This is a genomic window from uncultured Phascolarctobacterium sp. (assembly GCF_902463975.1).
In the GTDB taxonomy this organism is placed as follows: Bacteria; Bacillota; Negativicutes; order Acidaminococcales; family Acidaminococcaceae; genus Phascolarctobacterium_A.
On sequence record NZ_CABQHJ010000030.1, the window covers coordinates 1 to 24776 of the forward strand.

The window sequence follows — 24776 nt, forward strand, 5'->3', positions numbered from 1 at the left end:
CTTACAGTATTACCAAATGATTTAGTTTTCTTATCTCTTTCAGGCATTCTTATTCTATATAACAATTTTTCATCATCATATGTTATTCCAATAACATAATGTGCACTAAAGAACTTATTCCAAGTTTTATATTTTGTAAGTTTAAAAAAATTGCACTTTTCTATATCTCTCTTATACTCTGATAAGCTTAAAGCAATTGCGTCTTCAACCGACTTTTTCAAATGTGACATGTTCTTTACGTTTATCAACTCTTTCATAGCTTCACCAAAGCCTATATGGTTAATATGATATACTAATACAGAGATTTGAAAAGTATCACGCTCAATATATATATCTAATAATCCTAACATGATTTCACCTACTTTAGCATTCAAGTCCACATCATTTTTCGCACTCAAAATACCACCAGCAATGCTGACGTCCTTTTTAGCATTCAGGCGGATGTTCTCGCCGCTCAGCATTTATTATAGTCAACTACATATGTTTATATAATATCTCATAATAATCTTCATTGATAGAAGTCACTTCAACATATGATTGTTTTTTAGAAAAAATCATTCTATTATTTTCTTTTTTCCATCCATCTTTTTTAAAAAGATCTGATATTTCATTCTCTTTTAATTTTTTATCATTTTTATGCCTTACTTTAATGATAGTTTTATCTTTTATAAAATGCATACCCTTCTTTTCTTCAAAGCGAATTACTTCTCCAGGTAACTGCAGTTCTCTTGCACATGACCAAAAAAATCGCTCTGTTTCATTTATTTCCATGGAATTATATAAGACCATATTCCCCACTATCTTAATCAAGCAAAAAAGCAAAAATGATATAATCGCTACTAGTAATATATTTTTAATAAGTTTATTATTCATATATTAATCCATCACCCCATCTCCCATTATCATATATTCGTAAAGTATATAAAAAGCCATTTTTTCTAAACACATAATAGTAAACTTCATTATCTCTATATTTTTCGTGCTCAACCCATCCTTGTCTACGTAATATAGATAAAAATTCTTCCAAATCAAAGTTTTTATCAGCATATAACGAATAATACCGCGGAACTTTATTCCCTTGCGGTATCAAAGTTTCGCTATCATCTGGTAACGGCAATTTGATATATTCATTAACGTATTTCAATTCTTGTTTTTGCAACGAATCTGAAGGAACAAACACATTATATCCACATAATAATATTATAATTAAATATACTATTTTATTTTTCATTTGTATTCCCCATGTATTCTAATTTCACATAAGCCACATTAGCATCTAAAATTGCTGCTGTTGTTCTAATAAAAGGTCATTATTATCTTCTGCCATCTTTGCCTGCGTAAATACCGCTTTGGTCTGTAACGCTTTCATATTTGCTATCAACATTATCCTTGCTAACATTGCCACTAATTCCAACAAATTTAGCTTTGATATTCCTCAAGATTATCCATTATTTTTTTAATTATACTATCAAATTGAGAATCAAAGTCTTCCCTCTTTATTTTAAATTCAAAACCACTTACAGTATTACCGAATGATTTAGTTATTCTGTCACGTTCAGGCATTGCAATTTCATATTCTTTCAATTCTTCTCTATAAATGACCTCAATAAGATAGTGCATATTAAAAAAATGATTCCATATTTTATATTTTGTTTTTTTAAATGGATCAACAAATTCTTCTTTATCATATTTGTAATTTTCTAAGCTAAGCATTAGGCATCTAAATACTCTTTCTTTCAATGATTTAATATCAACATTTTCAATAATACTACCCATGCTCCTACTAAATCCAATACTTGTAACATGCAATGTCAAAATAGATATTTCACCTGTGTTTTTTTCTATATATATGTTTAATAATCCTTTCATTTTGCCACCTACTATACAATAGCGATATTTGTATTATTTTCGGCAATCAGGTCTGCTTTTTCTGCTTCACTAGCTTTATAACCTTACCTACTTAAAGGTAAACCATATAAAAAAGATACTATCTGATCACGACAATCAACAAACAATAAAGAATATACATCTCTACTATCATCAAAAATCAATAAAACCTTACCTTTTTTATATATTGTTTTCTTTGCATTTGACTCTATTATTATCCAACCATTTTTATTGATACTTTCCTTTAACTGTTCAGATATATCTATATTTTTGCAACTCAAAACACAGTTTAAAGTACAATCTCCTAAAATATATCTTTGCGTTTCGAGCTTAACTACCTTTGCTTCAGTCGGTACCCTCAAATGAATCAATTGCAAATACATGGCTCTTTCTTTGTTTATTACATCATTGCTGTATTTTAACAAAGCATTTGAATATACCAATACTGCAGCACAAAACAAACTTAAAACTGCTGTTACAATAAACTGTTTCTTCATATTATCCCCCATGTTTACAGAAGCGTTACCATTATATTGTACTTATGAATATCTTTAATGTATTGTATTCTATACTCTAATCTGTTATCTATATATACTCTTGAGGTATCTCCATTTCGCTTGCTCAATTTATATCCGTCGTGCTTATTAAAAATTGCTTCCGAAAGCTCCTCAAATCCCATATTAGAATTAAAGCTCATATTAATCACTGCCACTCTACAACTACTCTTACCAGGATTAAAAGAAATGTAGAAATTACTTATATCACTTTTAGGTAAGTCTAACCTTAAAACCTTTTCAAGAGCAATATCCATATGTGAAATAGCGTAATCCTCCTCTACCAAATTTCTAGTATTGGGGGGAAAAATGCATAAACAAAATACAATTACCTCTGTTAGCAAAATATATACTATCGACTTATGTATTACCATAACCGAACTCCTTTACATCACCATGTAATCGAATAATCAACACTTGCACCTACTGAAAATCCAACCCCAATCATTAATATTTTATAATTATCAGGTGTAATACCATAATAAACACCGTCAAATGCTTCTAACTTTCCGCCAACAGAAACTCCCCTCAATATGTAAAGCCTTTGCTACTGACTAGCGACCTTGTTTCGAAACTATACTATGCTTACATTCAAACCACAGGAAGTTGTACGTTCACCAAGCACAAGCTCTCACCTGCGACAGAACTATTTCTGAAATTTTTTTAAGAATGATTGAGTAAGCAAAAATGCCAACAACAGCTTTTGACAAAGACAAAGACAAATTATAGCCGCTTTTGCAGTCTTCATATCAACATTAATGATACCCTATTTGGAGCGGAATAGTACTTTTAGTTTATAACCAAAAAACTTAAGTTTACTCCATATACATCACGTATTAAGAGTAATATATATGGTGCTATAAATACAAAAAAAACTGCAATCAACATAAAAATCAAGGTGTTTTGATAAACAAACTTTTTTCCTAAATGCTCAAACTTGATTTTATCTTTATCTCTATAATACATCATTTTTTTAGCATCATTAAAAATTTTAGTCCATAAAAATGCCATAAATATAAGCAATAACTTTATTGGAAAATATGCTTTTCACGCCTCTTCATTTATACCACACTCTTTATTCGGTAAGATTATATATATAAGATAGAATATAGAATAGAATATCATGTAGTTCTTTATGTAGCGACTAGTTATCTGTTTCATGATTTTGTTTTAACTCCTCTATGGTTTTTACATCCATTAAAATTCCTATATCATTTAACATCTCTTTTACTCTTATTCTTTCAAAATCATCTGTAATTACTTTATCCCAATTTATATTATCAACTCTCCCTTTCTTAATTGCAATAGCGAAGGAACTAGCATCGCCATATATACTAATTACTTTAGCTGTTATATCTAATTTATTATAAAAATTATTTCCTAAATTATCTTTAATAACATTATATTTTTGGCTATCGTTATCAATCAGATCATGTTAGCTATAGGAAAATATCGCTGCCACAATGGAATATTAATCATATCATTGTAATAAAACCCAAGAATCATTATAAACAGAAAATATATTATTACTCTTCTCATTTGTTTAAGATACCACCTGCTGTTTTTATATAAAATAATAGACCTGTATAATTTAATGTATCTTATAATTTTTCTTGTTCAAAGTTGATTGTTACTTATATTTGTAGTATTGCCCAAGACATCTTCTCTCTTTGAAGTAACAGTATTATTTTCAAGAGATATTTCTTTGATAAGGCATTAATGTACCTATACTATTTTCTTCATGTTGTGCTGAAAATTATCACGCCTTTTAAATCAGTATTTTTTCCAATGCCAAAGACATCTTTGCCTGCGTAAATACCGCTTTAATCTGTAACGCTTTCATATTTACTATCAACATTATCCTTGCTAACATTGACACTAATTCCAACAAAATCAGCTTTGATATTCCTCAAGATTATCCATTATTTTTTTAATTATACCATCAAATTGAGAATCAAATTCTTCCTTCTTTATTTTAAACTCAAAACCACTTACAGTATTACCGAATGATTTAGTTTTCTTATCTCTTTCAGGTACTGTAATTGTATATAAATTCTTCTCTTTTTCATACATTATTCCAATAACATAATGTGCATTAAAGAACTTATTCCAAGTTTTATATTTCGTAAGTTTAAAAAAATTGCATTTTTCTACATCTCTCTTATACTCTGATAAGCTTAAAGCAATTGCGTCTTCAACCGCCTTTTTCAAATGTGACATGTTCTTTACGTTTATCAACTCTTTCATAGCTTCACCAAAGCCTATATGGTTAATATGATATACTAATACAGAGATTTGAAAAGTATCACGCTCAATATATATATCTAATAATCCTAACATGATTTCACCTACTCTACAATAGCGATATTTGTATTATTTTCGGCAGCAAGGTCGGCTTTTCCTGCTTCACTGGCTACGTTGCCACCTTTTATATTAATATCGTTACCACTTGCAATACTGATAGCAAAAGCATTTTCCCTATTGCTAAAATCACGGCGGTATACTACAATAAGTCTAAATTAAAACAGAAAGCAGGGTTCACTATGCAATTACCGGAAAAAAAATACATTGCCTCCTTTGATATTGACGCACAAAACACCTTCACCCCGGTCTGCCCCGACGAGCTGCCGGTTGCCGAAGGCGACACCATCGCTCCCGAGCTGAACGCCCAGGCACAGTTCGCCAGCCTGCGCCTCGCTTCCCGCGACGCGCACAGCCGTTGCGCGCTCTGGATCAGCGACGCTGAGCATGCTCCGCTCACTCCCATCAGCGGCTATCCGGATCTTGATATCCGTTGGCCGGCACACGCTATCATCGGCACCAAAGGCTTTGACTTTATCGACGGCCTCGATGAAGCTGCCTATGATTATCAGGTGTTCAAGGGCATTGAAGCAGACAAGCACCCCTACGGTGCATGCTACCATGACCTGAAGGACACTCTTTCCACCGGTGCCATCGAATATCTGCGTTGCCACGGTATCACCACCGTTATCTGCGGCGGTCTGGCAACCGATTACTGTGTAAAAAACACTGTACTGCAGCTGAAGGCCGCTGGCTTCGATGTTATCCTGAACAAAGCTGCCTGCCGCGGCATTGCTCCCGAAACCATCGCAAGCGCTATGCAGGAAATGGCTGCTGCCGGAGTAAAATTCGTAGAGTGCGCCAAGGAATTATCTGAATAAGACACAACTGCAAAAAAATGCTGCAGGCTTTGCGCCCGCAGCATTTTTGTTGTACTGTACTACTATTCAATTTCACGCAATGCGTGTGAGCGTCCTGTCAGTGAACGTGCGCCCTTTTCCGTAACCACATAGGTATTTTCCGTACCTACCAAGCCTAAACCCGGCAAAGCAATTTTAGGCTCTACAGCAAAAGTCATGCCAAGCTCCAGCGGCTGCTTAAAGCCCTTGGCTATAGCCGGCGCTTCATCCATCACCAGACCAATGCTGTGACCCAGGAATTTGCCGCCGTTCATAAACGCATCACCATAAACATTCTCGAACTTTTCCATAGTGCGCAGATACAGGTTTTCAATCGGCTCACCCGGAACCATCATGGACACTACCTCTTGCTCCAGCTCCAGGCAACGCTGCTGCGCCGTCAAAAGCCTTGCGCATTGCTCATCCTTTTGCAGGCTGCCGAAATAATATACGACAGTCTTATCGGTATGATAACCGTCAAAGCCGCAGGGAACATCAAGATAAACCAGTCGACCGGACTTCAGCTTGCGGAAGGCATTGCCTATGGACTGTACCGCTATACAGGTGCCGCCGGTACCGCCGGGGCCGTCAAAGCCGGTGCGTACTAAACCGCTCTTGCCAAAGGAAGCCAGACCGACAACCTCCTCGCCCAAGGACTGGTTAAAGCGCGCTGTTCCGTGTGAGCCGCGCTGCACCATCTCGCTGTAAAGCTCGATAGCCAGCTGAGCCTCGCTGATACCTGCATGAATCAGCTTCGGTGCAATAACATCCAGCACGGTTTCGTGAATAGCACCGGAGTGTTCCATCTGCTGCAGCTCGTAAGCACTCTTGCGCAGACGCAACTCCTGCAGTACCGCATCAAAGGAGCCAACCTCTTCGAAGGCAAAATACTTATGCAGCATACGCTCCCAATCCAGAGTAGCCTTCTTCGTTTCTACATACATAATGCGCGGCGCACTGCCATAATAGGCAGCAGCCTCACGAAAGCTGTGCATCGGACGGATATCGCTGAAATGCGATTCGTTTACTGCGCGCTCATAGTTGCGGCGCACCCAGAAAATTGCATCCTGCGGACGAATCAGCAGTACACCTTCCTGCATCGTACCCGTGAAATAATACATTGCAACCTTATGATTGACTGCAGCCATCTCCCAACCGGGATGCATTTCATCCATCAGTCGGCGAAACTTCTCCAGACGCGCCTCCAGCTCACTCGCAGGCACCGGGCGAATAGCATCAGTCAATACAGCAGTCTGCTCCAAAACAGCCATAGCAATACTCCTTTCATTATCAAGACAAAATATTTATCCGTTATTAACCAAGATATTGCAAAATTTCCTTAGCATGCGGTAAAATAATATCCGGCTTAATCGAACCGTTTTCTACATCTTCCATGGTTGCTTCACCTGTCAGCACCATTACCGAAAGAATGTCATTGTTCAGGCCAAAGGCAATATCAGTTGCCAGGCGGTCACCCACCATAGCAATTTCCTCTTTTTTATAACCGGTTTTGTCCAAAACCACATCCACCATATACTTATAAGGCTTGCCGAAAATAAGCTGCGGCTTTTTGCCGGTAGCAGTTTTAATCAGCTCCAGCATCGCACCGGTATCAGGAATGAATTCACCACCTTCAATCGGGCAGCGTACATCAGGATGTGTAGCAACGTACGGCACACCCTTGTCAATCAGGCGGCAGGCGGTAGTAAGGCGGTCATAGGTAAGTGTCTGGTCAAAGCCGACAACTACATAATCAGCGCCCTCCTCTAATGTATTTGTCAGCGTAAAGCCTGCTTCCTCAATTGTTGCCAACAGCTGCGGCGTTCCCAGCACAAACAGCTTCGCGCCCGGCTTGTTCTTCTGCATCCAGTTGGTCAACGCATCTGATGAAATCAAGATATTCTCACGTGTAACAGGTACGCCCAGTCCGTTCATCTTCTGCACATAATGCTCGTGGCTACGGGAAGAATTATTCGTCAGCAGATAATAATCCTTGCCTGCTGCCTTCAATTTATCAAAAAAGCCCTCCATACCCGGAATCAGTTCGTTACCCAGGTTAATGGTTCCGTCCATATCAAAAAGAAAACACTTAATTTTCGCTAAGCGAGCGTAATCATAAGTCATGCTCTATCCTCCATACTTAAAATATAACAATATTATAAAGCATTTGCCTTATTTGTGCTACAATAGACGAGGAAGAAAATCTGAAGTTCAAAAGGAGATTAATCATGAAATATACAACCATTATTTTTGATCTTGACGGTACCTTACTCAACACATTGGCAGATTTAGCTGCCGCTACCAACCATGCTTTAGCAGAACACAAGCTGCCTCAGCGCACCACAGACGAAGTGCGCCGGTTTGTCGGCAATGGCATCCGCAAGCTGATTGAGCGTGCGGTACCGGCTGACACCCCTGCAGAGCTGCAGGAGGAGGTCTTTGCCAGCTTCAACAAATACTACAAGCAGCACTGCGCTGACAGCACTCGCCCCTACGACGGCGTGCCGCAGCTTTTGCAGCAGCTGCGCACTGCAGGCTGCCGCACCGCCATTGTTTCCAACAAAGCGGATTACGGCGTACAGGCGTTGGCTAAGCAATATTTTGACGGCCAGCTCGACGCTGCCTGCGGCGAGCGCGCCGGCATCGCCAAAAAGCCTGCGCCGGATATGCTGCTGGCAATCATGCAGCAATTAAAGGCTGAGCCTGCAAGCACTATTTACATCGGTGATTCGGATACCGACCTCGACACCGCCCGCAATGCAGGAGTTGCCTGCATCGGCGCCTGCTGGGGCTTCAGAGGCCGCGCCTTTTTAGAAGCACACGGCGCTAAGCTGTTGGCTGAAAACGTTGGCGATATTTGGGAGCTTATAAAGTAAAAGAGGCTGCCGTAAGGCAGCCCATTTTTTATAACTATTTTACGCTAAGCAATTATCCATAAATTTAATCAAGCCTGCTTCTACTTCGTCACGCAAGCACAGCTCATTGTGAATTTCATGACGGAAGCCAGGATACGGCTTTACGGAGACCTTATGTCCTGTTTTTGCCAGCAGGTTCGCTACATGATACAAGCCCTCGCCGTAATTACCGCAGGGATCCTGATCACCGGCAATCAGATAGCTGGGAATATTTTGCGGCACCTTGGCAGCCCACTCATCATTTTCAATATAATGATACAGCTGCACGAAATCATAGCACAGCTCCAGCGTAGTATCGAAGGTATTGAACATATCGCCTGCATGGTCCTCAACAATGCGCGGATCTGTTGCAATCCAGTCTGCCGGACTGTTGGGATTTTCCACTCTGTCCGTCATGCCGCAGAAGACACGCTCAAACCAAACGCCGCATGGCTGATACGGATTTTCCTCATAAGCAGCCTTAAATTCTTCATTAACATAGGCATCCTCACAGCCCTGCCACTGCGAGCAGACACCGCACAGCATCATACCTTTGATATCCTCACCGTAGATTGACGCATAAGCACGCGCCAGCATAGAACCCCAACTGTGGCCGAAAACGAAATACGGCAGCTCGGGATAAGCCTCTTTAGCAATATCATGCAAGGCTTTTTCATCCTTCAGGTAAGTCATATAACCGCCGGAATGTGGATCACCCAGGGTGCCTCCGTCATAGCCGGTTTTACCGTGACCGAGATGGTCATCAGCAAACACTACAAAGCCTGCTTCATTGAACTTGCTGATCATATGCAGATAGCGGCGTGAATGCTCACCGTAGCCGTGAATCAGCTGTACAATAGCTTTCGGTTTGCCTAAAGGACTGTAAGACCAGGCCTTGATGGTATCTCTGCCGTTAGCAGAAGGGAAGGAAATTTCTCTGATGGACATAATGCGGACCTCCTCGCCTGTAATTATTTATAATATTAAGATAATGATAACACTGGCGCTTTCTGCTGTAAAGCAGGAAACATGATTAAGCAAAATGTTTTACGTATTTTTTACAGTAAGAGATAACTTGCAGCCTTAAATCGCTAATCCCAACCTGAACTGCTCATACAAAAAACCACTACAACTATTCCGTTATAGTGGTTCAGAAAAAGTCTATTTAAAATTTTCCACAAAGACTGACGGCTATTAGTCTTTACCTGTTTTTCAGCACATAGAACGGATCAATATTCTGACCGTCTGCCAGCACCTCATAATGTACATGGGGACCGGTGCTGTAGCCTGTACTGCCGACAAAGCCGATGATTTCGCCTTTAATAACCTTCTGTCCTGCAGCAACAGCAATACCGCTCATATGTCCATAGGCTGTTTCATAGCCATTGCCATGATTGATACGTACATAGCGCCCGTAGCCGCCGTTCCAGCCTGCCTGTTCAATCGTACCGGCAGCCGTAGCATAAACCGGTGCGCCGAAATCGACTGCTATATCAAGACCGGGATGCCAATCATAGCCGCCCTCAATCGGACCGGTGCGCACACCGTAATTACTGCTGATAGTACCGCCGTCGGTAGGCCATTTATCCGGGAAGGATGCCATCCCGCCACCGGAGCCTTCAACCTCACTCAAAAGCTCACTGACAGATTTCTTGGTACCGTCCAGCATCTTTTTGATATTGGCATTTTGCGCAGTCAGCACCGCCATGGTGCCGTTGATATCCATTTTAGCAGGCCCGCCCTTGCCTGTATAAGACGTATTGGCAGACGTTTCCTTTGCCGCTGTCGAATCAACCATACTGGTGCCCTCGCCCAGCTTGCTGCTGTCTAGATCACGGATAACGGCACGGCGCAGCTTTTTCTCCAAATTGGAAATTTCCGCCATGTCACGCAGCATTCTTTCGTTATCCTGCAACAGCTTCTGCAGCTTTGTCTGCTGCTCAGCCTTGTTTTGCTTATATGCAGCATAATCAGTTGCTTCGCTGCGATAATCCGCCAGCTGATGATATAAATAGCCGGCACCGCCGACTGCTCCTACAAGCACCAGGGCAGTAACAGCAATGCCTGCCTTGAGCTTAGCATACGAAAACTTTACTACCTTGCCATTAGGCAAGCGCAGCTCACATTTCCTTTCCTCCATTATTTTAATTACCTCACTTGAAAAGACCAAAGCGTTGGCCTACTGCCAACAATCTGCGTCCCACAAAGGGCACGTTGTCCAAATCCTCTTTATTCAGACCACCACAGGCCAGCAGCGCCAATGCATAGACAGGAACAGCTGCCGCCATTGCAAACAGTACACACCACATACCCATGCTTTCTGTAAGCATCAGCACGCCGTAAATCGCCGCGCCCATAACACCGGAAGCAAAGCAGGGACGGATAATGCTGCCAACAGAGAAGCTATAGCCTGTCAGCTTGTAAATAAAGCCCATATTGATAATCGCTGCCACGGCGAAATCTGCCACCGTCGCCATCGAAGCACCACGGATGCCCAGCTCCGGCACAGCAGTAAGATACCAGCTCATAGCAATTTTTACAATGCAGGCAATAATCATATTGATTACAGGAATTGCTGTGCGGCCAAGGCCTTGCAGAATACCTGTACTGATCTGATGCATACCTAAGAACAGAATACCGATACTCATCGTCTGAATCGCAGGTGCCGCACCGGGAGCGTTGTACACAAGCGCCGCAACCTTTTCTGCCAGACAATACAAGCCCATAAAGCAAGGGAAGGTAATAATCATCGCTACGCGGAAAGCAATGCGGATTTTATCACGGATAGCATCAAAGCTGCTCAGCGCACGAGATTCGGAAATTGACGGCACCAGACTGATGGTCATCGCAGCAGTAAAAATCGTCGCCAGATTAACCAGCGGCACTGCCATACCTGTCAGATAACCGAACAGCTCAGTCGCATGATGAATATCAAAGCCGGCTGCTTCCAGACGCTGCGGCACAATCAGAAGGTCAAGGTTAGCACCTATTGGCAGCATCAGGCTGGTCAGAGAAACAGGGAGAGCCAGCTTCAGCAGACGCTTGATGATATGTCCGGCACTTTCTACCGGCGCACTGTCATCCTGCTCTGCCATTTCCTTTTGCAGACGCTGCTTAAGACGACGATAGAACCACATCAGCACCAAAAGTGCACAGAACGCGCCTACGCCTGCACCCATGCTGGCACCGCCTGCAGCGAACGCCAGACCGTACGGCATGAAGAGGTCGGCAAAAAAGAGCATGGTAATAACACGCGTCAGCTGCTCAACAATCTCACTGACTGCCGTCGGCGTCATAATCTGCCAGCCCTGCAGGTAACCGCGGAAGCTTGCCAGAAAGGTTACGAAGCAAACCGCCGGAGCCAGAGCGATAATAGAATAATACGCACGGCTGTCGCGGATAATATGATTATTAATCAACCAATCCGCACCAAAAAACAGTGAGGACGAAAATAACACGCCTGTCAACAGCAGCACTCGCAGTGAAACATTAAATACTCGCTTCGCGCCGCGATAATCCTTGTTTGCCAGCTTTTCGGAGGTAATAATCGATATTGCCACCGGTACACCGGCACTAGATACAGTGATTGCCATCAGATAGATTGGAAAGCCCATCTGATACAGGCCGATACCTTCGCCACCCAATACACGTGATAAAATAATCCAGTTCAGAGAACCGATAACCTTGACCACAATACTGGAAGCTGTGAGAATTAAGGTTCCCTTTAAAAATTTACTATTAGAAGCTTTATTATCTGCGCTCATAAAATCCCCTTATTTTATCTATAGTCATACATTATAATTATCCTCTTTTCCGCGCAAATTTACAAGTACTTTTAACAGATTTGTCATAAACACATCACTGCTTTTTGCTTGCATAACTATCTTTATATGCTAAAATTAAGTTAAGAGCAAAATTATGTTGTAAAAGGAGTGATACCAAATGAAATCCACACATGCTTTATTAGCTTTCGGCGCCGCAATCTGCCTTGCTACTACCTGCAGCCTGAGCGCCGATGCTTCTCCGCTGAAGAATTATGACGCCGACAAGGTTGCTATTGATGCAGGCATTACTCTGCCATCCAGTCTTAAAGGTGACAACTATAAATTCAGCAAATCCAACAGCACCTATCTTGGCGCAACTGTTGGTCTCGGCCAAAAAACTGCTTTAAACTACAAATGGAATAATTACAAAGCAGACGAAGCAAAAACCCGCGCCCAACAATTTAATATTATGTATAAGGTTCTGCCGGGTATTTCCGCTTACGCAGGTTATCTGAACGCTGATACCTCCGGTGACTTTGGCGGTAAAACCAAAAACTCCGGTCAAATCGGTCTGCAGGCTGCCTATGACATTCCCGCACTCTTCACTGTTTGGGGAAATGTGGGCTACGGCAACAGAAACAGCGGCTATGAAATCGGCATCAGCAAGCCTATTCTGAACAACCTGGAAGTTAACGCTTCTTACTACAACCAGACATTCGATGATGCCTTCGGCGAAGACCTCGACATGAAGGCTAAAGGTGTTAACCTGGGCTTAACTCTCAAATTTTAATTCGTCAGCTACGGCTAACTAAATTAAAATAAAAATTAACGGATAATTATTATTGACAACTGTGCCAGCCTGTGTTATTATATAAGTGTCAAGGGCACACAAGCTGTGCAAGTCAAAAATAAAATTAAGCAATGCAATATAAAAACATGGAGGGAACTAATATGAAAAAATTTGTATGTCAAGTATGTGGTTATGTATATGAAGGCGAAGCTGCTCCGGCAAAATGCCCGCAATGCGGCGCTCCCGCTTCCAAATTCCAGGAAATGGCTGCTGAAATTGGTTGGGCTGCCGAACACGTTGTAGGCATCGCTTCCGACGTTCCTGAAGATATCAAAGCTGACCTGCGTGCTAACTTCAACGGCGAATGCTCCGAGGTTGGTATGTACCTGGCAATGAGCCGTGTAGCTTTCCGCGAAGGCTATCCGGAAATCGGCCTGTACTGGGAAAAAGCTGCTTTTGAAGAAGCTGAACATGCCGCTAAATTCGCAGAACTGCTGGGCGAAGTTGTAACCGACTCCACCAAAAAGAACCTGGAAATGCGTGTAGAAGCTGAAAACGGTGCAACCGCAGGCAAAACCGACCTGGCAAAACGTGCTAAAGCACTGAACCTGGATGCTATCCATGACACCGTTCATGAAATGGCTCGTGACGAAGCTCGCCACGGCAAAGCTTTCGCAGGCCTGCTGAAAAGATACTTCGGCAAATAATTAACCAATAAATTTTAATAAGACTTAATAAGGCTCCCGCCTGGCAATCCCTATAGATTGCGGCGGGAGTTTTTGTGCATTTAAGCACCTCTTTTTATCTTTTCCGGAATTTTTTCACTTTTCTTCTATTTCTATACATTTTCTTATGTTTTTCACACTTAAAAAGCCTTCAATATCTTTATAATTTGCTTCAGATATGATATTATATAAAGGTTAGGAAACATATTTAATGACACTCATTATCACGTTCCTAAAGGTGGTTAATTATATGCTTAATAAAACTAATTTTCATTATCCTGCAATGCTGCGTGTAGCAGGCAAAAACTGCGTAATCATCGGCGGCGGCACTGTTGCCGCCCGTAAGCTTGCCACGCTTTTGGACGCCGGTGCCAATGTAACCGTTGTCGCCCCGCTCTTCTGCGACGAAGTCCAAAAACTCGCCTCAGCTCAAGGCTGCACGCTCATCAAGGATTACTACAAGCCTGAATATCTGCAGAACGCCTTTGTGGTTATTGCCGCCACAGATAATAAGGTCGTCAACAGGCAGATTTCAGACGCTGCTCCCTGCCTTATCAACAATATTACTGAACCGGAGCTGAGTAATTTCACTGTCCCCTCAGCTATCAGCGAAGGTGATATTACCATAGCACTGGCAACAGGCGGTATGCCTGCTTTCACACGCTTGCTGAAAAAGCAGCTGGAGCATATCCTGACACCGGAGCTGGCCGACTTCAACAGCTTCCTGCTGCTGCAAAGGAAAGAAGTAAAGAATATCGACAGCACGCCAGAGGAACGGACACTATTTTGGCGCAGTGTTTTAAAACAGGATTTACTAAATTCAGTTATAGCAGGTAAGCCTGCTCAAGCAAAGGAGAAGGTATTAGATGCAGTTAACAGTTTTAGGACTCAATCACAGGACCGCCCCCGTTGAGATCCGTGAACGTTTCAATTTTTCCAATGACAGGGTGGCAAGTATTCTGCGCCGCCTGCGCAATTACGATAACATTCCCGAAGCCATGCTGCTTTCCACCTGCAACCGCACAGAGCTGTACATGGTTATCGAAAATCCGCATGAAGCAATTCCTTTTATCAAATCATTGCTCAAGCATTTAGCAGGTGAACATTACCAAAGCGATTATTTTTACAATCTGAACGGAACAAATTGCGTCAAGCATCTGTTCCGTGTAGCATCCAGTCTGGACTCCCTGATTGTCGGCGAAGGCCAGATTCTCAGCCAGATTAAAAATGCTTATCAGATTGCCCGCAATAACGGTATGACAGATACAATTCTCAATACCATCATGAATAAGGCAATTGCTGTCGGCAAACGTGTGCGTACCGAAACAAAAATTGCCTACAGCAGCGTATCTGTTTCCAGTGCAGCTGTTGACCTGGCCATCAAAATTTTAGGTGACCTGAGCAAGGCGCAGATTTTGGTAGTCGGTGCCGGTCATATGAGTGAGCTCACCGCACAGCATCTGTTGGACAAGGGTGCGCAAACTATTTGCGTCAGCAACCGTCACTACGAAAGAGCGCAGAATCTGGCAGGCAAGTTCCATGGTACGGCTATTCCCTACCGTGCCATGTTCGAGCATGCCGCTGATGCCGATATTATCATAACTTCTACCGGTGCGCCGCATTACGTGCTTACCGTAGAAAATTTGGGACCTCTGCTCCCCAAGCGCAACGGCAGGCCGCTGATTCTGATTGATATTGCCGTTCCGCGTGACGTCGATCCAAGACTTGCCGATGTTGACGGCGTAACCATTTATAACATTGACGATTTGGAAGGCGTTGTTGATACCAATAAAAACTTCCGTGAAAAGGAAGCTCACGTTGCCGAACAGATTATCAGCGAAGAGATTGGTGCCCTCAAGGAGCGTCTGCGTTATTACACAATGCGCCCTGTTATGGTACAGCTGCATGATAAAATGAATTTCCTGCGCCAGAAGGTTTTGAAGAAGGCCTTTATTAAAATGCCGGAGCTTACAGACCACGAAAAGCGCATTATTGACCTGATGACTCAACGTCTGGAGCATAAATTCCTGCGCGAGCCTATGAAGGCTATGAATGCTGTAGCAGGCACCGCAGAGGAAGAACGCTATAAAAAGATGATGTGTGATTTATTTTTATTAAACGAAACCGGAGAGGAGTTTGGTGATGAAAGCAAAATTGACGATTGGGACTAGACAAAGTCTTTTAGCGCTTTGGCAAAGCAATCATATTGCAGCCTTACTGCGCAAGCAATACCCTGAATGTGAGGTTGTACTGAAAAAAATTGTCACCAAAGGCGACCGTATTTTAGACGTACCCCTGGCGCAAATCGGCGGCAAGGGTTTATTTACCAAGGAAATTGAAGAGGATCTTTTAGACGGTACTATTGATTTGGCAGTACATAGTCTGAAGGATATGCCTACCGTTCTGCCGGAAGGCCTGTGCCTGACAGCAATTACCGAACGTGCCAACGTCGGCGATGCTTTTGTCAGCAACAAATATGGCAGCTTCGAAGAACTGCCGCTCGGCGCTGTAGTCGGCACCAGCAGCCTGCGCCGCAAGGCACAACTGTTAGCTAAACGTCCGGATCTGGAAATCCGCGACCTGCGCGGCAACGTTGATACCCGTCTGCGTAAGCTGGACGAGGGACTGTACGATGCTATTATTCTGGCAGCTGCAGGCTTAGAGCGTCTGGGTCACGGTGACCGCATCTCCAGCCTGATTCCTGCTGATGTCTGCCTGCCGGCTGTCGGCCAGGGAGCATTGGCAATCGAAGCACGTACCGAGGATAAAGAAGTACGCGATATGCTGAGCTTCTTAAACGACCTGACCACCAAGCAGGCTACCGATGCCGAGCGTGCCTTCTTGGGCTTACTGGAAGGCGGCTGTCAGGTTCCTATCGGCGTACATGCCGACGTTGAAGGTGAAAACATTCGCATTGAAGCAATCATTGCTGCCTTAGACGGCAGCACTATTCTGCGTGATACAATAAACGGCAAGGCTGATAACGCTGTCAGCCTCGGTCAACAGCTTGGCAAAAAAATGCTGGCTGCCGGCGGTCAGGAAATTCTGGCTGCAATTCTTTAAGGAGAGTGACATCATGACAAAACAAGGTAAAGTATATTTAATCGGTGCAGGCCCCGGCGACCCGGGCCTTCTGGGACTCAAGGCCAAGGAATGTCTGCAGACTGCAGACGCTGTTGTTTATGACCGCCTGGCAGATCCGCGTATCCTGGCCTTCGCCCGCAAGAATGCAGAAATGGTTTACGTTGGTAAGGCCAGCGCTAACCACACCATGCGCCAGCCTGATATCAACAAGCTGCTGGTAAAACTGGCTGCCGAAGGCAAGGTTGTAGCACGTTTGAAGGGAGGCGACCCCTTTGTATTCGGCCGCGGCGGCGAAGAAGCCATCGAACTGCGTGAAGCAGGCCTGCCGTTTGAATTCGTTCCCGGCGTAACCAGTGCTATTGCTGTTGCCGAATATGCCGGTATCCCTGTTACCCATCGTCATGTAGCAACCTCCTTTGCTGTTATCACCGGCCACGAGGATCCTACTAAAGGCGAATCCACCATCCATTGGAAGGGTCTGGCAACCTCCGTTGATACCCTCGTTTTCCTCATGGGTGTAGAAAACATCGAAAAAATCAGCCGTGAGCTCATCGCTAACGGCCGCAGCGCCGACTGCCCGGCTGCCGTTATCCGTTGGGGCACTCATCCCGAGCAGCGCACTCTGATTACCACCCTCGGCAAAGCTGCCGCTGACGTTAAGGCAACCGGCATGAAACCGCCTGCTATTTTCCTCGTAGGCGAGGTTGTACGCCTGCGTGAGCAGCTGCAATGGTTCGATAACAAGCCCCTCTTCGGCAAAACCGTTATCGTTACCCGTGCACGCGCACAGGCCAGTGCTCTCACCAAAAAACTGGAAGCACAGGGTGCCAAGGTTATCGAAGCTCCGGCAATCAAAATCGTTCCGGCAGCAGATTACGCTCCGCTGGACAACGCTATTGCCAATATCAATGACTACAAATGGCTTGTCTTCACCAGCGCTAACGGCGTAGATTACTTCTTCGAGCGTCTGGGCGCTGCTAAGAAGGACGCACGCGCCCTGGCTAACGTTAAACTCGCCGCTATCGGCAGCGCCACCGCCAAGGCTCTGGCAGAGCATGGCCTCACCGCCGACCTCATTCCTTCTGCTTATAAAGCAGAGGAGCTGGCAGAAGCTCTTGCTGGCGAAATCACCGCCGGTGACAAAATCCTGCTGGCACGTGCTAAGGTTGCACGCGAAGTATTGCCCGAATCCCTGCGCGAAATCGGCGCTATTGTTGACGTTGTAACTGCTTACGAAACCGTTGCTGACTGCGAAAACAAGGACGAGCTCATAGAAGCCCTTGAAAGCGGCGAAGCAAGCATCGTAACCTTCACCAGCAGCAGCACCGTAACCAACCTGCTCGAGGTTCTCGGTGACAAGAAGGAGCTGCTGAACAAGGCTGCTCTGGCTGCTATCGGCCCCGTAACTGCTGATACCCTGAAAAAGCATGGCTATACTCCGGCTATCAATGCCGCTGAATATACAATCGACGGCCTCATGACCGCTATCACAAATTTTTATAATAAATAAGGAAGTGTATCAAGATGAGTATTACCGGTTTTCCTGTATACCGTCCGCGCCGCACACGCGCTACTGAAAATCTGCGTGCAATGATCCGTGAAACCGAGGTTTCCGTAAAGGACTTAATCTATCCGCTTTTCGTCGTTCCCGGCGAAAACGTTAAACATGAAATCGAATCTCTGCCCGGCAACTACCACTGGTCCATCGACCGCGTTATGGAATGTGTTGACGAGGTTGTTGAGCTGGGTATTCCCGCTGTCCTGCTCTTCGGCGTACCATCCTACAAGGACGCTGTCGGCAGCAGCGGCTGGGATATGAACGAACCTGTACAGCAGTCCTGCAAGCTGATTAAAGCAAAATATCCTGAGCTGGTTATCATTACCGACGTCTGCCTGTGCGAATACACCGAGCATGGTCATTGCGGCGTGCTGCAAAACGGCTGCACCGTCAACAACGATGAAACTCTGCCGCTGCTGGCTAAGGTTGCTGTTTCCCACGCTCAGGCCGGTGCTGACATGATTGCTCCTTCCAACATGATGGACGGTTATGTTAAGGCTATCCGCGAAGCACTGGATGCAGCAGGCTTCAACCATATTCCTATCATGGCTTATTCCGCAAAATTTGCTTCCGCATACTACGGTCCCTTCCGCGCCGCAGCAGATTCTGCTCCGTCCGCCGGCGACCGCAAAGGCTACCAGATGGACCCCGCCAACAGTGACGAGGCTCTGCGCGAGGTTGCTCTGGATATTGAAGAAGGCGCTGACATCGTTATGGTTAAACCTGCGCTGGCCTTCCTCGACGTTGTACAACGTGTACACGAAACCTTTAACCGTCCGCTGTGCGTTTATAATGTCAGCGGTGAATATGCTATGGTTAAGGCTGCAGCCCAAAAAGGCTGGATTGACGAAAAACGTATCGTTATGGAAACCATGCTGGGCTTCAAGCGTGCCGGTGCCAAAATGATTATTACCTACCATGCGCTTGATGTAGCAAAATGGCTGCAAGGCAAATAAGGAGATATAACAATGGAACATACAAAATCTCAGGCTGCTTTTGAGGAAGCACGCCAATATATCCCCGGCGGCGTTAACAGCCCCGTGCGCTCCTTCCGCAGTGTCGGCGGTGTACCGCCGTTCATCTCCGGCGGCAAGGGCAGCAAAATCTATGACATCGACGGCAACGAATACATCGACTACGTTATGTCCTATGGTCCGCTGCTCATGGGCCATGTACCCGACTGTGTAACCGACGCTATCAAAGCTGCTGCTGAAAAGGGCACCTCCTACGGCGCTCCGACCGTTGCCGAAACCGAGCTGGCAAAATTAATCTGCCACCTTGTTCCGTCCATGGATATGGTCCGCATGGTCAACAGCGGTACCGAAGCAACCATGAGCGCTCTGCGCTTAGCACGCGCCTACACCGGCCGTGACTGCATCATTAAATTCATCGGCTGCTACCATGGTCATCATGACAGCCTGCTTGTAAAAGCAGGCAGCGGCGGCGCTACCTTCGGCGTACCCGACAGCCCGGGCGTGCCTAAGGCAGTAGCAGCAACAACTATTACCGTACCGTTCAACGACCTGCCCGCTCTGGAAAAGGTTTTTGCTGAGCGCGGCGAAGAAATCGCCTGCGTTATTATGGAACCGACTCCAGGCAACATGGGCCTTGTACTTCCGCATGAAGGCTTCCTGGAAGGCGTACGTGCCATCACTAAAAAGTATGGCGCTCTCCTCATCTGTGATGAGGTTATGAGCGGCTTCCGCAGCGCTCAGGGCGGCAGCCAATCCCTTTATGACATCGATCCCGATATTACCTGCCTCGGCAAGGTAATCGGCGGTGGTCTGCCTGTTGCTGCTTACGGCGGCAAACGCGAAATCATGCAGATGGTTTCACCTGCCGGCCCGATGTATCAGGCAGGTACCTTAAGCGGTAACCCGCTGGCTATGGCTGCAGGTATTGCCGCACTCACCTACATGGAGCAGAACGACGTCTGCAACCGCGCAGAAAGCCTTTGCGCTATTCTGACCGGCGGCTTGGAAAAGGCCGCAGCTAAGGCCGGTGTGCCTGTACAAATTCACCGTCTCGGCAGCATGTTTACCGTCTTCTTCAGCGATAAACCGGTAACTGATTTTGACAGCGCTGCAGGCAGCGATCTGGAAGCCTTCAAAATCTACTTCCACTCCATGCTGGAGCAGGGTATCTATCTGCCTCCTTCCCAATTCGAAACAAACTTCGTTTCCGTTGCTCACAGTCCCGAGGATTTACAAAAGACTATCGACGCAGCAGAAGTTGCCTTCGCTGAGGTTGCCAAAGCAAGAAAATAATAGCTAAAGCATAAAAATAAGCGTGCAGGCTTGCACATGCTGACATTCGTCAGCTGCAAGCCTGCACGCTTTTAGTTTTAATTTTAATATTGAGTATTACCCGCGAATCAGCTTAATCGAAGGCACTGCTGCTCTGACAAATTTCCACAGCAGCACGGAAATACTGCAATCCATAACAGAATGCAAAACTGTACCTGCGCCGACCAGCACAATAACGCTCATTACAAAGCCATTGGACAGCTGCTCCGGCGTAAACATATAGCCGCTGAAGAAGAAAGGCGCTACCACAAGCACCTCACCCAGAGCATGCAATACGGCAAGTCCCAGATTCAGACCGATACCGGCCACGAAGCTCTCCATAATATTCGGATAGCGCTTAATAATTAATGCACCAACCAGAGCGAAAATGATATGGGTTGCTGCACGCGCAGCGATAATCAGGGGTGTGGTTACAAAAAAGCCCATCGTTGTACCAAGGCAAACAGCAGCTGCCACCTTAGGCGAAATAAACATTGCCAAAAAAATTGCCACATGCGCACCCAAAGTAAAGGACATCGGTCCGATAATCACCTTCGGCATAACCATAGGTACAACCAAACCTATAGCGCACAGGACACCAGCGAGAACAAGTTGATAAATATTTTTATGTTCCAAGACTATTTCCTCCAAATCAAGTATTAGCTAGTGATTATAGCACTATTTGAGATAACCTGCAAGTACTATGTAAAAATGATTTTTTTAAATTAGGTTATTCACTTCTCCCGGTGGATTTATCCCGATAATTTCCCACTTATCCCCAGTTTTTCACAAAAGTTATCCACAATGTGCATAACTTTTGTGGATTGGTGGATAAAAGCTGTGCATTACCTTTATAAAAATCTCGCTATCCATAAATACTTCCGTCTGTTGCTTATTATTTCACCGGCTCTTCCTCCTAGATTTGACTTATTATCCATAATAGCATATAATTTAAGTAGGTTTATAGATAATTACCGAGTTTAACTCAAAGGTGGAGAAACAATGAAAATATCAACTAAAGGACGCTATGCCCTGCGTATGATGCTGGATCTGGCAGAGCATCAGCAGGATGGCTTTGTTGCCCTCAAGGACATTGCCGCAAGACAAAACATTTCCAAAAAATATCTGGAGCAGATTGTTCCTATTCTGAATAAATCAAATTTCCTACAGGCCAACCGTGGCTTTCAGGGTGGATACCGTCTGGTCAACGCACCGCGTGAGTATACTGTCGGCAGCATTCTGCGCCTTACAGAAGGTAACCTTACGCCGGTAGCCTGTCTGGACTTTAACCCTGTGGGCTGCGAACGCCGCAACGATTGCATTACCTTGCCGCTGTGGCAAGGACTGAACAAGGTTATTGCGGATTACCTGGATAACATCACTCTACAGGATATTCTTGACAATTACAAAGCGCGCAGCATTGATAATTATTCCATTTGATGCCAACCGCCGGTTTCATAAAGCCGGCGGTTTTTTCCTCTCCAAATAAAAGAAAGCAGTCTGCGCAGACTGCTTTCTTTTGGTTAGGAAATGGGATGTGATATGTATTTTATCTGCTTATTCAGCAAATAACGGAGTGGAGAGATAACGCTCGCCGGTATCAGGCAGCAACGCTACGATAACCTTGCCCTTGTTTTCCGGACGTTTTGCCAGCACAGTTGCCGCATAAACAGCAGCACCGGAGGAAATGCCTACGAGCACGCCCTCCTTATGGGCAATAGCACGACCGGTTTTGAAGGCATCCTCGTTTTCAACAGCAATGATTTCATCATAAACCTTAGTATCCAAAGTGTCAGGTACAAAGCCTGCACCAATGCCCTGAATTTTATGCGGACCGGCAACACCTTTGGAAAGTACCGGGGAACCTGCAGGCTCTACAGCAACAACCTTCACATTTGGATTTTGGGATTTCAGGTATTCGCCTACACCGGAAACAGTACCACCGGTACCTACACCGGCAACAAAGATATCAACCTTGCCTTCGGTATCCTGCCAGATTTCCGGACCGGTAGATGCTCTGTGGGTTGCAGGGTTAGCAGGATTGGTGAACTGACTGGGGATAAAGCTGTTCGGAGTGCTTTCTGCCAGCTCCTGAGCTTTGGCAATCGCACCCTTCATACCCTTAGCACCGTCAGTCAGTACCAGCTGTGCGCCATAAGCCTTCAGCAGGTTACGACGTTCAACACTCATGGTTTCAGGCATAGTCAAAATGATTTTGTAACCGCGGGCAGCAGCTACGGATGCCAGACCGATACCGGTGTTGCCGCTGGTGGGCTCAATAATAGTAGCCCCCGGCTTCAAAGCACCTTTAGCCTCTGCATCATCAATCATTGCTTTGGCAATTCTATCTTTGACGCTGCCGGCGGGATTGAAGTATTCCAGTTTGCCCAGAATCTTTGCTTCCAACTTGTTTTCAGCTTCGTAGTTTTTCAGCTCCAGCAGCGGAGTGCCGCCAATCAAATCAGTAATGCTAGTATAAATTGCCATAATAAATCGCTCCTTTGTCTTTCTATAATCAGTAATTTTCTTCGTTTAGTTTTTGCTCTATATTAACAGGTAACCAGAGTCAACATCGTGTATCAAAATGCAATCTTTTCATTAGTATAATCCCTCATTTTCTCTGTTTTGTAATCTCTAGTAATCATAGTCGATTTATAGGTATTATTATACTGATTTTTTTTGGTCTGTCAACAAAAAGAATTAAAATTTTCTTCGCTTGACAAAAAAGCAGTCGTACTGTACCATATGAAACATATTAAGACAGTAGGAATTGAATTTTACTCAAAATACGCCGCAAAAAGATGATGACTCTGTAAATCTCACGTCGGTAAGCGTATAATATAAAAGTAAAAGCAGGATTTCCGCTATTGAAGGAGAATGTTTTATTATTATGAAGCAATTTATCTATGCAGATAATGCAGCTACAACTAAAATGGGTGACGTTGCCGTCAAGGCAATGCTGCCCTATCTTCAGGAAATATATGCCAATGCATCCAGTGTGCACCTTTTAGGACAGCAAAGCGCCGCTGCGCTTTTCCGCGCGCGCCAGCAGGTAGCGCAGGTACTGAACTGTGCGCCGAAGGAGCTTTTCTTTACCTCCGGCGGCAGCGAAGCAGATAACCAGGCGCTTATCAGCGCTGCGGCTATTGGCAAAAAGCAGGGCAAATGCCACATCGTCAGCACTGCTATGGAGCATCACGCTATTTTGCATACGCTTGAAGCGTTGGAAGCACAAGGCTTTACAGTGACGCTGCTGCGTCCGCAGGCTGACGGCATCGTCACAGCCGCACAGGTCGCAGAAGCTATTAAAGATACCACCTGTCTTGTTTCCGTCATGTACGCCAACAACGAAACAGGTGCCATCCAGCCTATACGTGAAATCGGAGCGCTCTGCCGCAAGCGCGGTGTATTTTTTCATACCGACGCCGTGCAGGCCGCAGGCCATCTTGCTATCGACGTACAGCGCGATAACATAGATATGCTTTCGCTTTCCGCGCACAAATTCCATGGACCGAAGGGCATCGGCCTTTTATTCGCCAACAGCAATCTTCAGCTTACAAGTCTTATCCGCGGCGGCGGTCAGGAGCGCGGCAAGCGTGCCGGTACTGAAAACCTTCCCGGCATCATCGGACTTGCCGCAGCGCTTAAAGATGCACAGGAAAATATGCAGCAAAATACTGCTTATATCACAGGTCTGCGCGATGCTCTGCGCAACGGTTTAGATAAAATTGACGGCGCCGGTTTCAACGGCAGCCGTGAGCATTGCCTGCCCGGTACTGTCAACTACAGCTTTCAGGGAATAAACGGCGAAGCACTGCTTTCGCTGCTTTCTAACGAAGGTATCTGCTGCTCGTCCGGCTCTGCCTGCTCCGCAGGCTCGCTTGAGCCCAGCCATGTACTGCTGGCTCTCGGCCTGAGCAAGGAAACAGCTCAAAGCGCCCTGCGCTTTTCGCTGTGCGAATACAATACTATAGACGAAGTCCAAACAATTATAACTAAGGTTACAGAAGCGGTAAACCGCTTACGGAGGTAAAA

Annotated in this window: 27 protein-coding genes; 12 read left to right on the forward strand and 15 right to left on the reverse strand. The window is 45.0% G+C overall.

Annotated features, from left to right (window positions below):
• The 8 genes from RDW05_RS09110 to RDW05_RS09145 form a co-directional block, all read right to left on the reverse strand.
• Positions 1–461: hypothetical protein (locus RDW05_RS09110; RefSeq protein WP_307978758.1), on the reverse strand; the 461-nt coding region annotated here is incomplete at its 3' end.
• 13 nt (positions 462–474) lie between these two features.
• Positions 475–771, reverse strand: a complete 297-nt coding sequence (locus RDW05_RS09115; protein WP_307978760.1) for a hypothetical protein — start codon at positions 769–771, stop codon at positions 475–477.
• Between the two features lie 94 nt (positions 772–865).
• Complete coding sequence (locus RDW05_RS09120) at positions 866–1231, reverse strand: hypothetical protein (protein WP_307978762.1); 366 nt, start codon at positions 1229–1231, stop codon at positions 866–868.
• Between the two features lie 188 nt (positions 1232–1419).
• A complete protein-coding gene (locus RDW05_RS09125) occupies positions 1420–1869 on the reverse strand; it encodes a hypothetical protein (RefSeq protein WP_307978764.1) in 450 nt (149 codons plus the stop codon).
• Positions 1870–1952: 83 nt separating this feature from the next.
• Positions 1953–2384: a hypothetical protein gene (locus RDW05_RS09130; RefSeq protein WP_293722229.1), complete on the reverse strand. Its 432-nt coding sequence runs from the start codon at positions 2382–2384 to the stop codon at positions 1953–1955.
• Positions 2385–2398: 14 nt separating this feature from the next.
• Entirely contained in the window at positions 2399–2815 is a 417-nt protein-coding gene (locus RDW05_RS09135) for a hypothetical protein (RefSeq protein WP_307978767.1), read from the reverse strand.
• Between the two features lie 415 nt (positions 2816–3230).
• Positions 3231–3452, reverse strand: coding sequence for a hypothetical protein (locus tag RDW05_RS09140; protein ID WP_307978769.1), 222 nt, complete (start codon positions 3450–3452; stop codon positions 3231–3233).
• 882 nt (positions 3453–4334) lie between these two features.
• Positions 4335–4781, reverse strand: a complete 447-nt coding sequence (locus RDW05_RS09145) for a hypothetical protein (RefSeq protein ID WP_307978770.1) — start codon at positions 4779–4781, stop codon at positions 4335–4337.
• A gap of 203 nt (positions 4782–4984) precedes the next feature.
• On the opposite strand from RDW05_RS09145, the gene RDW05_RS09150 reads away from it, so the two are divergent.
• Complete coding sequence (locus tag RDW05_RS09150; RefSeq protein ID WP_307978771.1) at positions 4985–5623, forward strand: isochorismatase family protein; 639 nt, start codon at positions 4985–4987, stop codon at positions 5621–5623.
• 62 nt (positions 5624–5685) lie between these two features.
• Here RDW05_RS09150 and RDW05_RS09155 read toward each other — a convergent pair whose 3' ends face one another.
• Complete coding sequence (locus tag RDW05_RS09155; RefSeq protein WP_307978772.1) at positions 5686–6912, reverse strand: M24 family metallopeptidase; 1227 nt, start codon at positions 6910–6912, stop codon at positions 5686–5688.
• A 43-nt stretch (positions 6913–6955) separates the two neighbouring features.
• Positions 6956–7765, reverse strand: a complete 810-nt coding sequence (locus RDW05_RS09160; protein ID WP_307978773.1) for an HAD-IIA family hydrolase — start codon at positions 7763–7765, stop codon at positions 6956–6958.
• 104 nt (positions 7766–7869) lie between these two features.
• Here RDW05_RS09160 and RDW05_RS09165 point away from each other — a divergent pair, with 104 nt between their 5' ends.
• Positions 7870–8517: an HAD-IIIA family hydrolase gene (locus RDW05_RS09165; RefSeq protein WP_307978775.1), complete on the forward strand. Its 648-nt coding sequence runs from the start codon at positions 7870–7872 to the stop codon at positions 8515–8517.
• 39 nt (positions 8518–8556) lie between these two features.
• Here RDW05_RS09165 and RDW05_RS09170 read toward each other — a convergent pair whose 3' ends face one another.
• From RDW05_RS09170 to RDW05_RS09180, 3 genes are all read right to left on the reverse strand, one after another.
• Entirely contained in the window at positions 8557–9483 is a 927-nt protein-coding gene (locus RDW05_RS09170; RefSeq protein WP_307978776.1) for an alpha/beta fold hydrolase, read from the reverse strand.
• A 253-nt stretch (positions 9484–9736) separates the two neighbouring features.
• Positions 9737–10675 (reverse strand): peptidoglycan DD-metalloendopeptidase family protein, encoded by a 939-nt coding sequence (locus tag RDW05_RS09175; protein WP_307978778.1) that lies wholly within the window; start codon positions 10673–10675, stop codon positions 9737–9739.
• Positions 10676–10688: 13 nt separating this feature from the next.
• Positions 10689–12299, reverse strand: a complete 1611-nt coding sequence (locus RDW05_RS09180; protein WP_307978780.1) for a polysaccharide biosynthesis protein — start codon at positions 12297–12299, stop codon at positions 10689–10691.
• A 178-nt stretch (positions 12300–12477) separates the two neighbouring features.
• On the opposite strand from RDW05_RS09180, the gene RDW05_RS09185 reads away from it, so the two are divergent.
• From RDW05_RS09185 to hemL, 8 genes are all read left to right on the forward strand, one after another.
• The gene (locus tag RDW05_RS09185) at positions 12478–13089 is read left to right on the forward strand and encodes a hypothetical protein (RefSeq protein WP_307978782.1); all 612 of its coding nucleotides are present in this window, start codon (positions 12478–12480) and stop codon (positions 13087–13089) included.
• Between the two features lie 161 nt (positions 13090–13250).
• Positions 13251–13796, forward strand: coding sequence for an NADH peroxidase (locus RDW05_RS09190; RefSeq protein WP_307978785.1), 546 nt, complete (start codon positions 13251–13253; stop codon positions 13794–13796).
• A 268-nt stretch (positions 13797–14064) separates the two neighbouring features.
• Entirely contained in the window at positions 14065–14727 is a 663-nt protein-coding gene (locus tag RDW05_RS09195; RefSeq protein ID WP_307978787.1) for a bifunctional precorrin-2 dehydrogenase/sirohydrochlorin ferrochelatase, read from the forward strand.
• Positions 14681–15985 (forward strand): glutamyl-tRNA reductase, encoded by a 1305-nt coding sequence (hemA, locus tag RDW05_RS09200; protein ID WP_293392372.1) that lies wholly within the window; start codon positions 14681–14683, stop codon positions 15983–15985. Before RDW05_RS09195 ends, hemA begins: the two co-directional genes overlap by 47 nt.
• Positions 15957–16877 (forward strand): hydroxymethylbilane synthase, encoded by a 921-nt coding sequence (gene hemC / locus RDW05_RS09205; RefSeq protein ID WP_374111030.1) that lies wholly within the window; start codon positions 15957–15959, stop codon positions 16875–16877. Before hemA ends, hemC begins: the two co-directional genes overlap by 29 nt.
• Before the next feature lie 13 nt (positions 16878–16890).
• A complete protein-coding gene (gene cobA / locus RDW05_RS09210; protein WP_307978792.1) occupies positions 16891–18408 on the forward strand; it encodes a uroporphyrinogen-III C-methyltransferase in 1518 nt (505 codons plus the stop codon).
• Between the two features lie 14 nt (positions 18409–18422).
• Positions 18423–19412 carry a porphobilinogen synthase gene (hemB, locus tag RDW05_RS09215; RefSeq protein WP_307978794.1) on the forward strand — a complete coding sequence of 330 codons (990 nt, stop codon included), beginning with the start codon at positions 18423–18425 and terminating at the stop codon, positions 19410–19412.
• 12 nt (positions 19413–19424) lie between these two features.
• The gene (hemL, locus tag RDW05_RS09220) at positions 19425–20723 is read left to right on the forward strand and encodes a glutamate-1-semialdehyde 2,1-aminomutase (RefSeq protein WP_307978796.1); all 1299 of its coding nucleotides are present in this window, start codon (positions 19425–19427) and stop codon (positions 20721–20723) included.
• A 96-nt stretch (positions 20724–20819) separates the two neighbouring features.
• On the opposite strand, the gene RDW05_RS09225 is transcribed toward hemL, so the two are convergent.
• Complete coding sequence (locus RDW05_RS09225) at positions 20820–21377, reverse strand: hypothetical protein (RefSeq protein WP_246869421.1); 558 nt, start codon at positions 21375–21377, stop codon at positions 20820–20822.
• A 366-nt stretch (positions 21378–21743) separates the two neighbouring features.
• Between RDW05_RS09225 and RDW05_RS09230 the strand changes: the two genes are divergently transcribed.
• Complete coding sequence (locus RDW05_RS09230) at positions 21744–22181, forward strand: Rrf2 family transcriptional regulator (RefSeq protein WP_293722186.1); 438 nt, start codon at positions 21744–21746, stop codon at positions 22179–22181.
• Between the two features lie 117 nt (positions 22182–22298).
• Here the strand turns inward: RDW05_RS09230 and cysK are convergent, their stop codons facing one another.
• Positions 22299–23228: a cysteine synthase A gene (gene cysK, locus RDW05_RS09235; protein ID WP_371417830.1), complete on the reverse strand. Its 930-nt coding sequence runs from the start codon at positions 23226–23228 to the stop codon at positions 22299–22301.
• Positions 23229–23631: 403 nt separating this feature from the next.
• Here cysK and RDW05_RS09240 point away from each other — a divergent pair, with 403 nt between their 5' ends.
• The gene (locus tag RDW05_RS09240) at positions 23632–24774 is read left to right on the forward strand and encodes a cysteine desulfurase family protein (RefSeq protein WP_307978798.1); all 1143 of its coding nucleotides are present in this window, start codon (positions 23632–23634) and stop codon (positions 24772–24774) included.
• Positions 24775–24776 lie beyond the last annotated feature (2 nt).

Coding starts and splice junctions, on each gene's coding strand:
- RDW05_RS09115 (WP_307978760.1), bottom strand. CDS start 771: ATGGAAATAAATGAAACAGAGCGATTTTTTTGGTCATGTGCAAGAGAA.
- RDW05_RS09120 (WP_307978762.1), bottom strand. CDS start 1,231: ATGAAAAATAAAATAGTATATTTAATTATAATATTATTATGTGGATAT.
- RDW05_RS09125 (WP_307978764.1), bottom strand. CDS start 1,869: ATGAAAGGATTATTAAACATATATATAGAAAAAAACACAGGTGAAATA.
- RDW05_RS09130 (WP_293722229.1), bottom strand. CDS start 2,384: ATGAAGAAACAGTTTATTGTAACAGCAGTTTTAAGTTTGTTTTGTGCT.
- RDW05_RS09135 (WP_307978767.1), bottom strand. CDS start 2,815: ATGGTAATACATAAGTCGATAGTATATATTTTGCTAACAGAGGTAATT.
- RDW05_RS09140 (WP_307978769.1), bottom strand. CDS start 3,452: ATGGCATTTTTATGGACTAAAATTTTTAATGATGCTAAAAAAATGATG.
- RDW05_RS09145 (WP_307978770.1), bottom strand. CDS start 4,781: ATGTTAGGATTATTAGATATATATATTGAGCGTGATACTTTTCAAATC.
- RDW05_RS09150 (WP_307978771.1), top strand. CDS start 4,985: ATGCAATTACCGGAAAAAAAATACATTGCCTCCTTTGATATTGACGCA.
- RDW05_RS09155 (WP_307978772.1), bottom strand. CDS start 6,912: ATGGCTGTTTTGGAGCAGACTGCTGTATTGACTGATGCTATTCGCCCG.
- RDW05_RS09160 (WP_307978773.1), bottom strand. CDS start 7,765: ATGACTTATGATTACGCTCGCTTAGCGAAAATTAAGTGTTTTCTTTTT.
- RDW05_RS09165 (WP_307978775.1), top strand. CDS start 7,870: ATGAAATATACAACCATTATTTTTGATCTTGACGGTACCTTACTCAAC.
- RDW05_RS09170 (WP_307978776.1), bottom strand. CDS start 9,483: ATGTCCATCAGAGAAATTTCCTTCCCTTCTGCTAACGGCAGAGATACC.
- RDW05_RS09175 (WP_307978778.1), bottom strand. CDS start 10,675: ATGGAGGAAAGGAAATGTGAGCTGCGCTTGCCTAATGGCAAGGTAGTA.
- RDW05_RS09180 (WP_307978780.1), bottom strand. CDS start 12,299: ATGAGCGCAGATAATAAAGCTTCTAATAGTAAATTTTTAAAGGGAACC.
- RDW05_RS09185 (WP_307978782.1), top strand. CDS start 12,478: ATGAAATCCACACATGCTTTATTAGCTTTCGGCGCCGCAATCTGCCTT.
- RDW05_RS09190 (WP_307978785.1), top strand. CDS start 13,251: ATGAAAAAATTTGTATGTCAAGTATGTGGTTATGTATATGAAGGCGAA.
- RDW05_RS09195 (WP_307978787.1), top strand. CDS start 14,065: ATGCTTAATAAAACTAATTTTCATTATCCTGCAATGCTGCGTGTAGCA.
- hemA (WP_293392372.1), top strand. CDS start 14,681: ATGCAGTTAACAGTTTTAGGACTCAATCACAGGACCGCCCCCGTTGAG.
- hemC (WP_374111030.1), top strand. CDS start 15,957: ATGAAAGCAAAATTGACGATTGGGACTAGACAAAGTCTTTTAGCGCTT.
- cobA (WP_307978792.1), top strand. CDS start 16,891: ATGACAAAACAAGGTAAAGTATATTTAATCGGTGCAGGCCCCGGCGAC.
- hemB (WP_307978794.1), top strand. CDS start 18,423: ATGAGTATTACCGGTTTTCCTGTATACCGTCCGCGCCGCACACGCGCT.
- hemL (WP_307978796.1), top strand. CDS start 19,425: ATGGAACATACAAAATCTCAGGCTGCTTTTGAGGAAGCACGCCAATAT.
- RDW05_RS09230 (WP_293722186.1), top strand. CDS start 21,744: ATGAAAATATCAACTAAAGGACGCTATGCCCTGCGTATGATGCTGGAT.
- cysK (WP_371417830.1), bottom strand. CDS start 23,228: ATGGCAATTTATACTAGCATTACTGATTTGATTGGCGGCACTCCGCTG.
- RDW05_RS09240 (WP_307978798.1), top strand. CDS start 23,632: ATGAAGCAATTTATCTATGCAGATAATGCAGCTACAACTAAAATGGGT.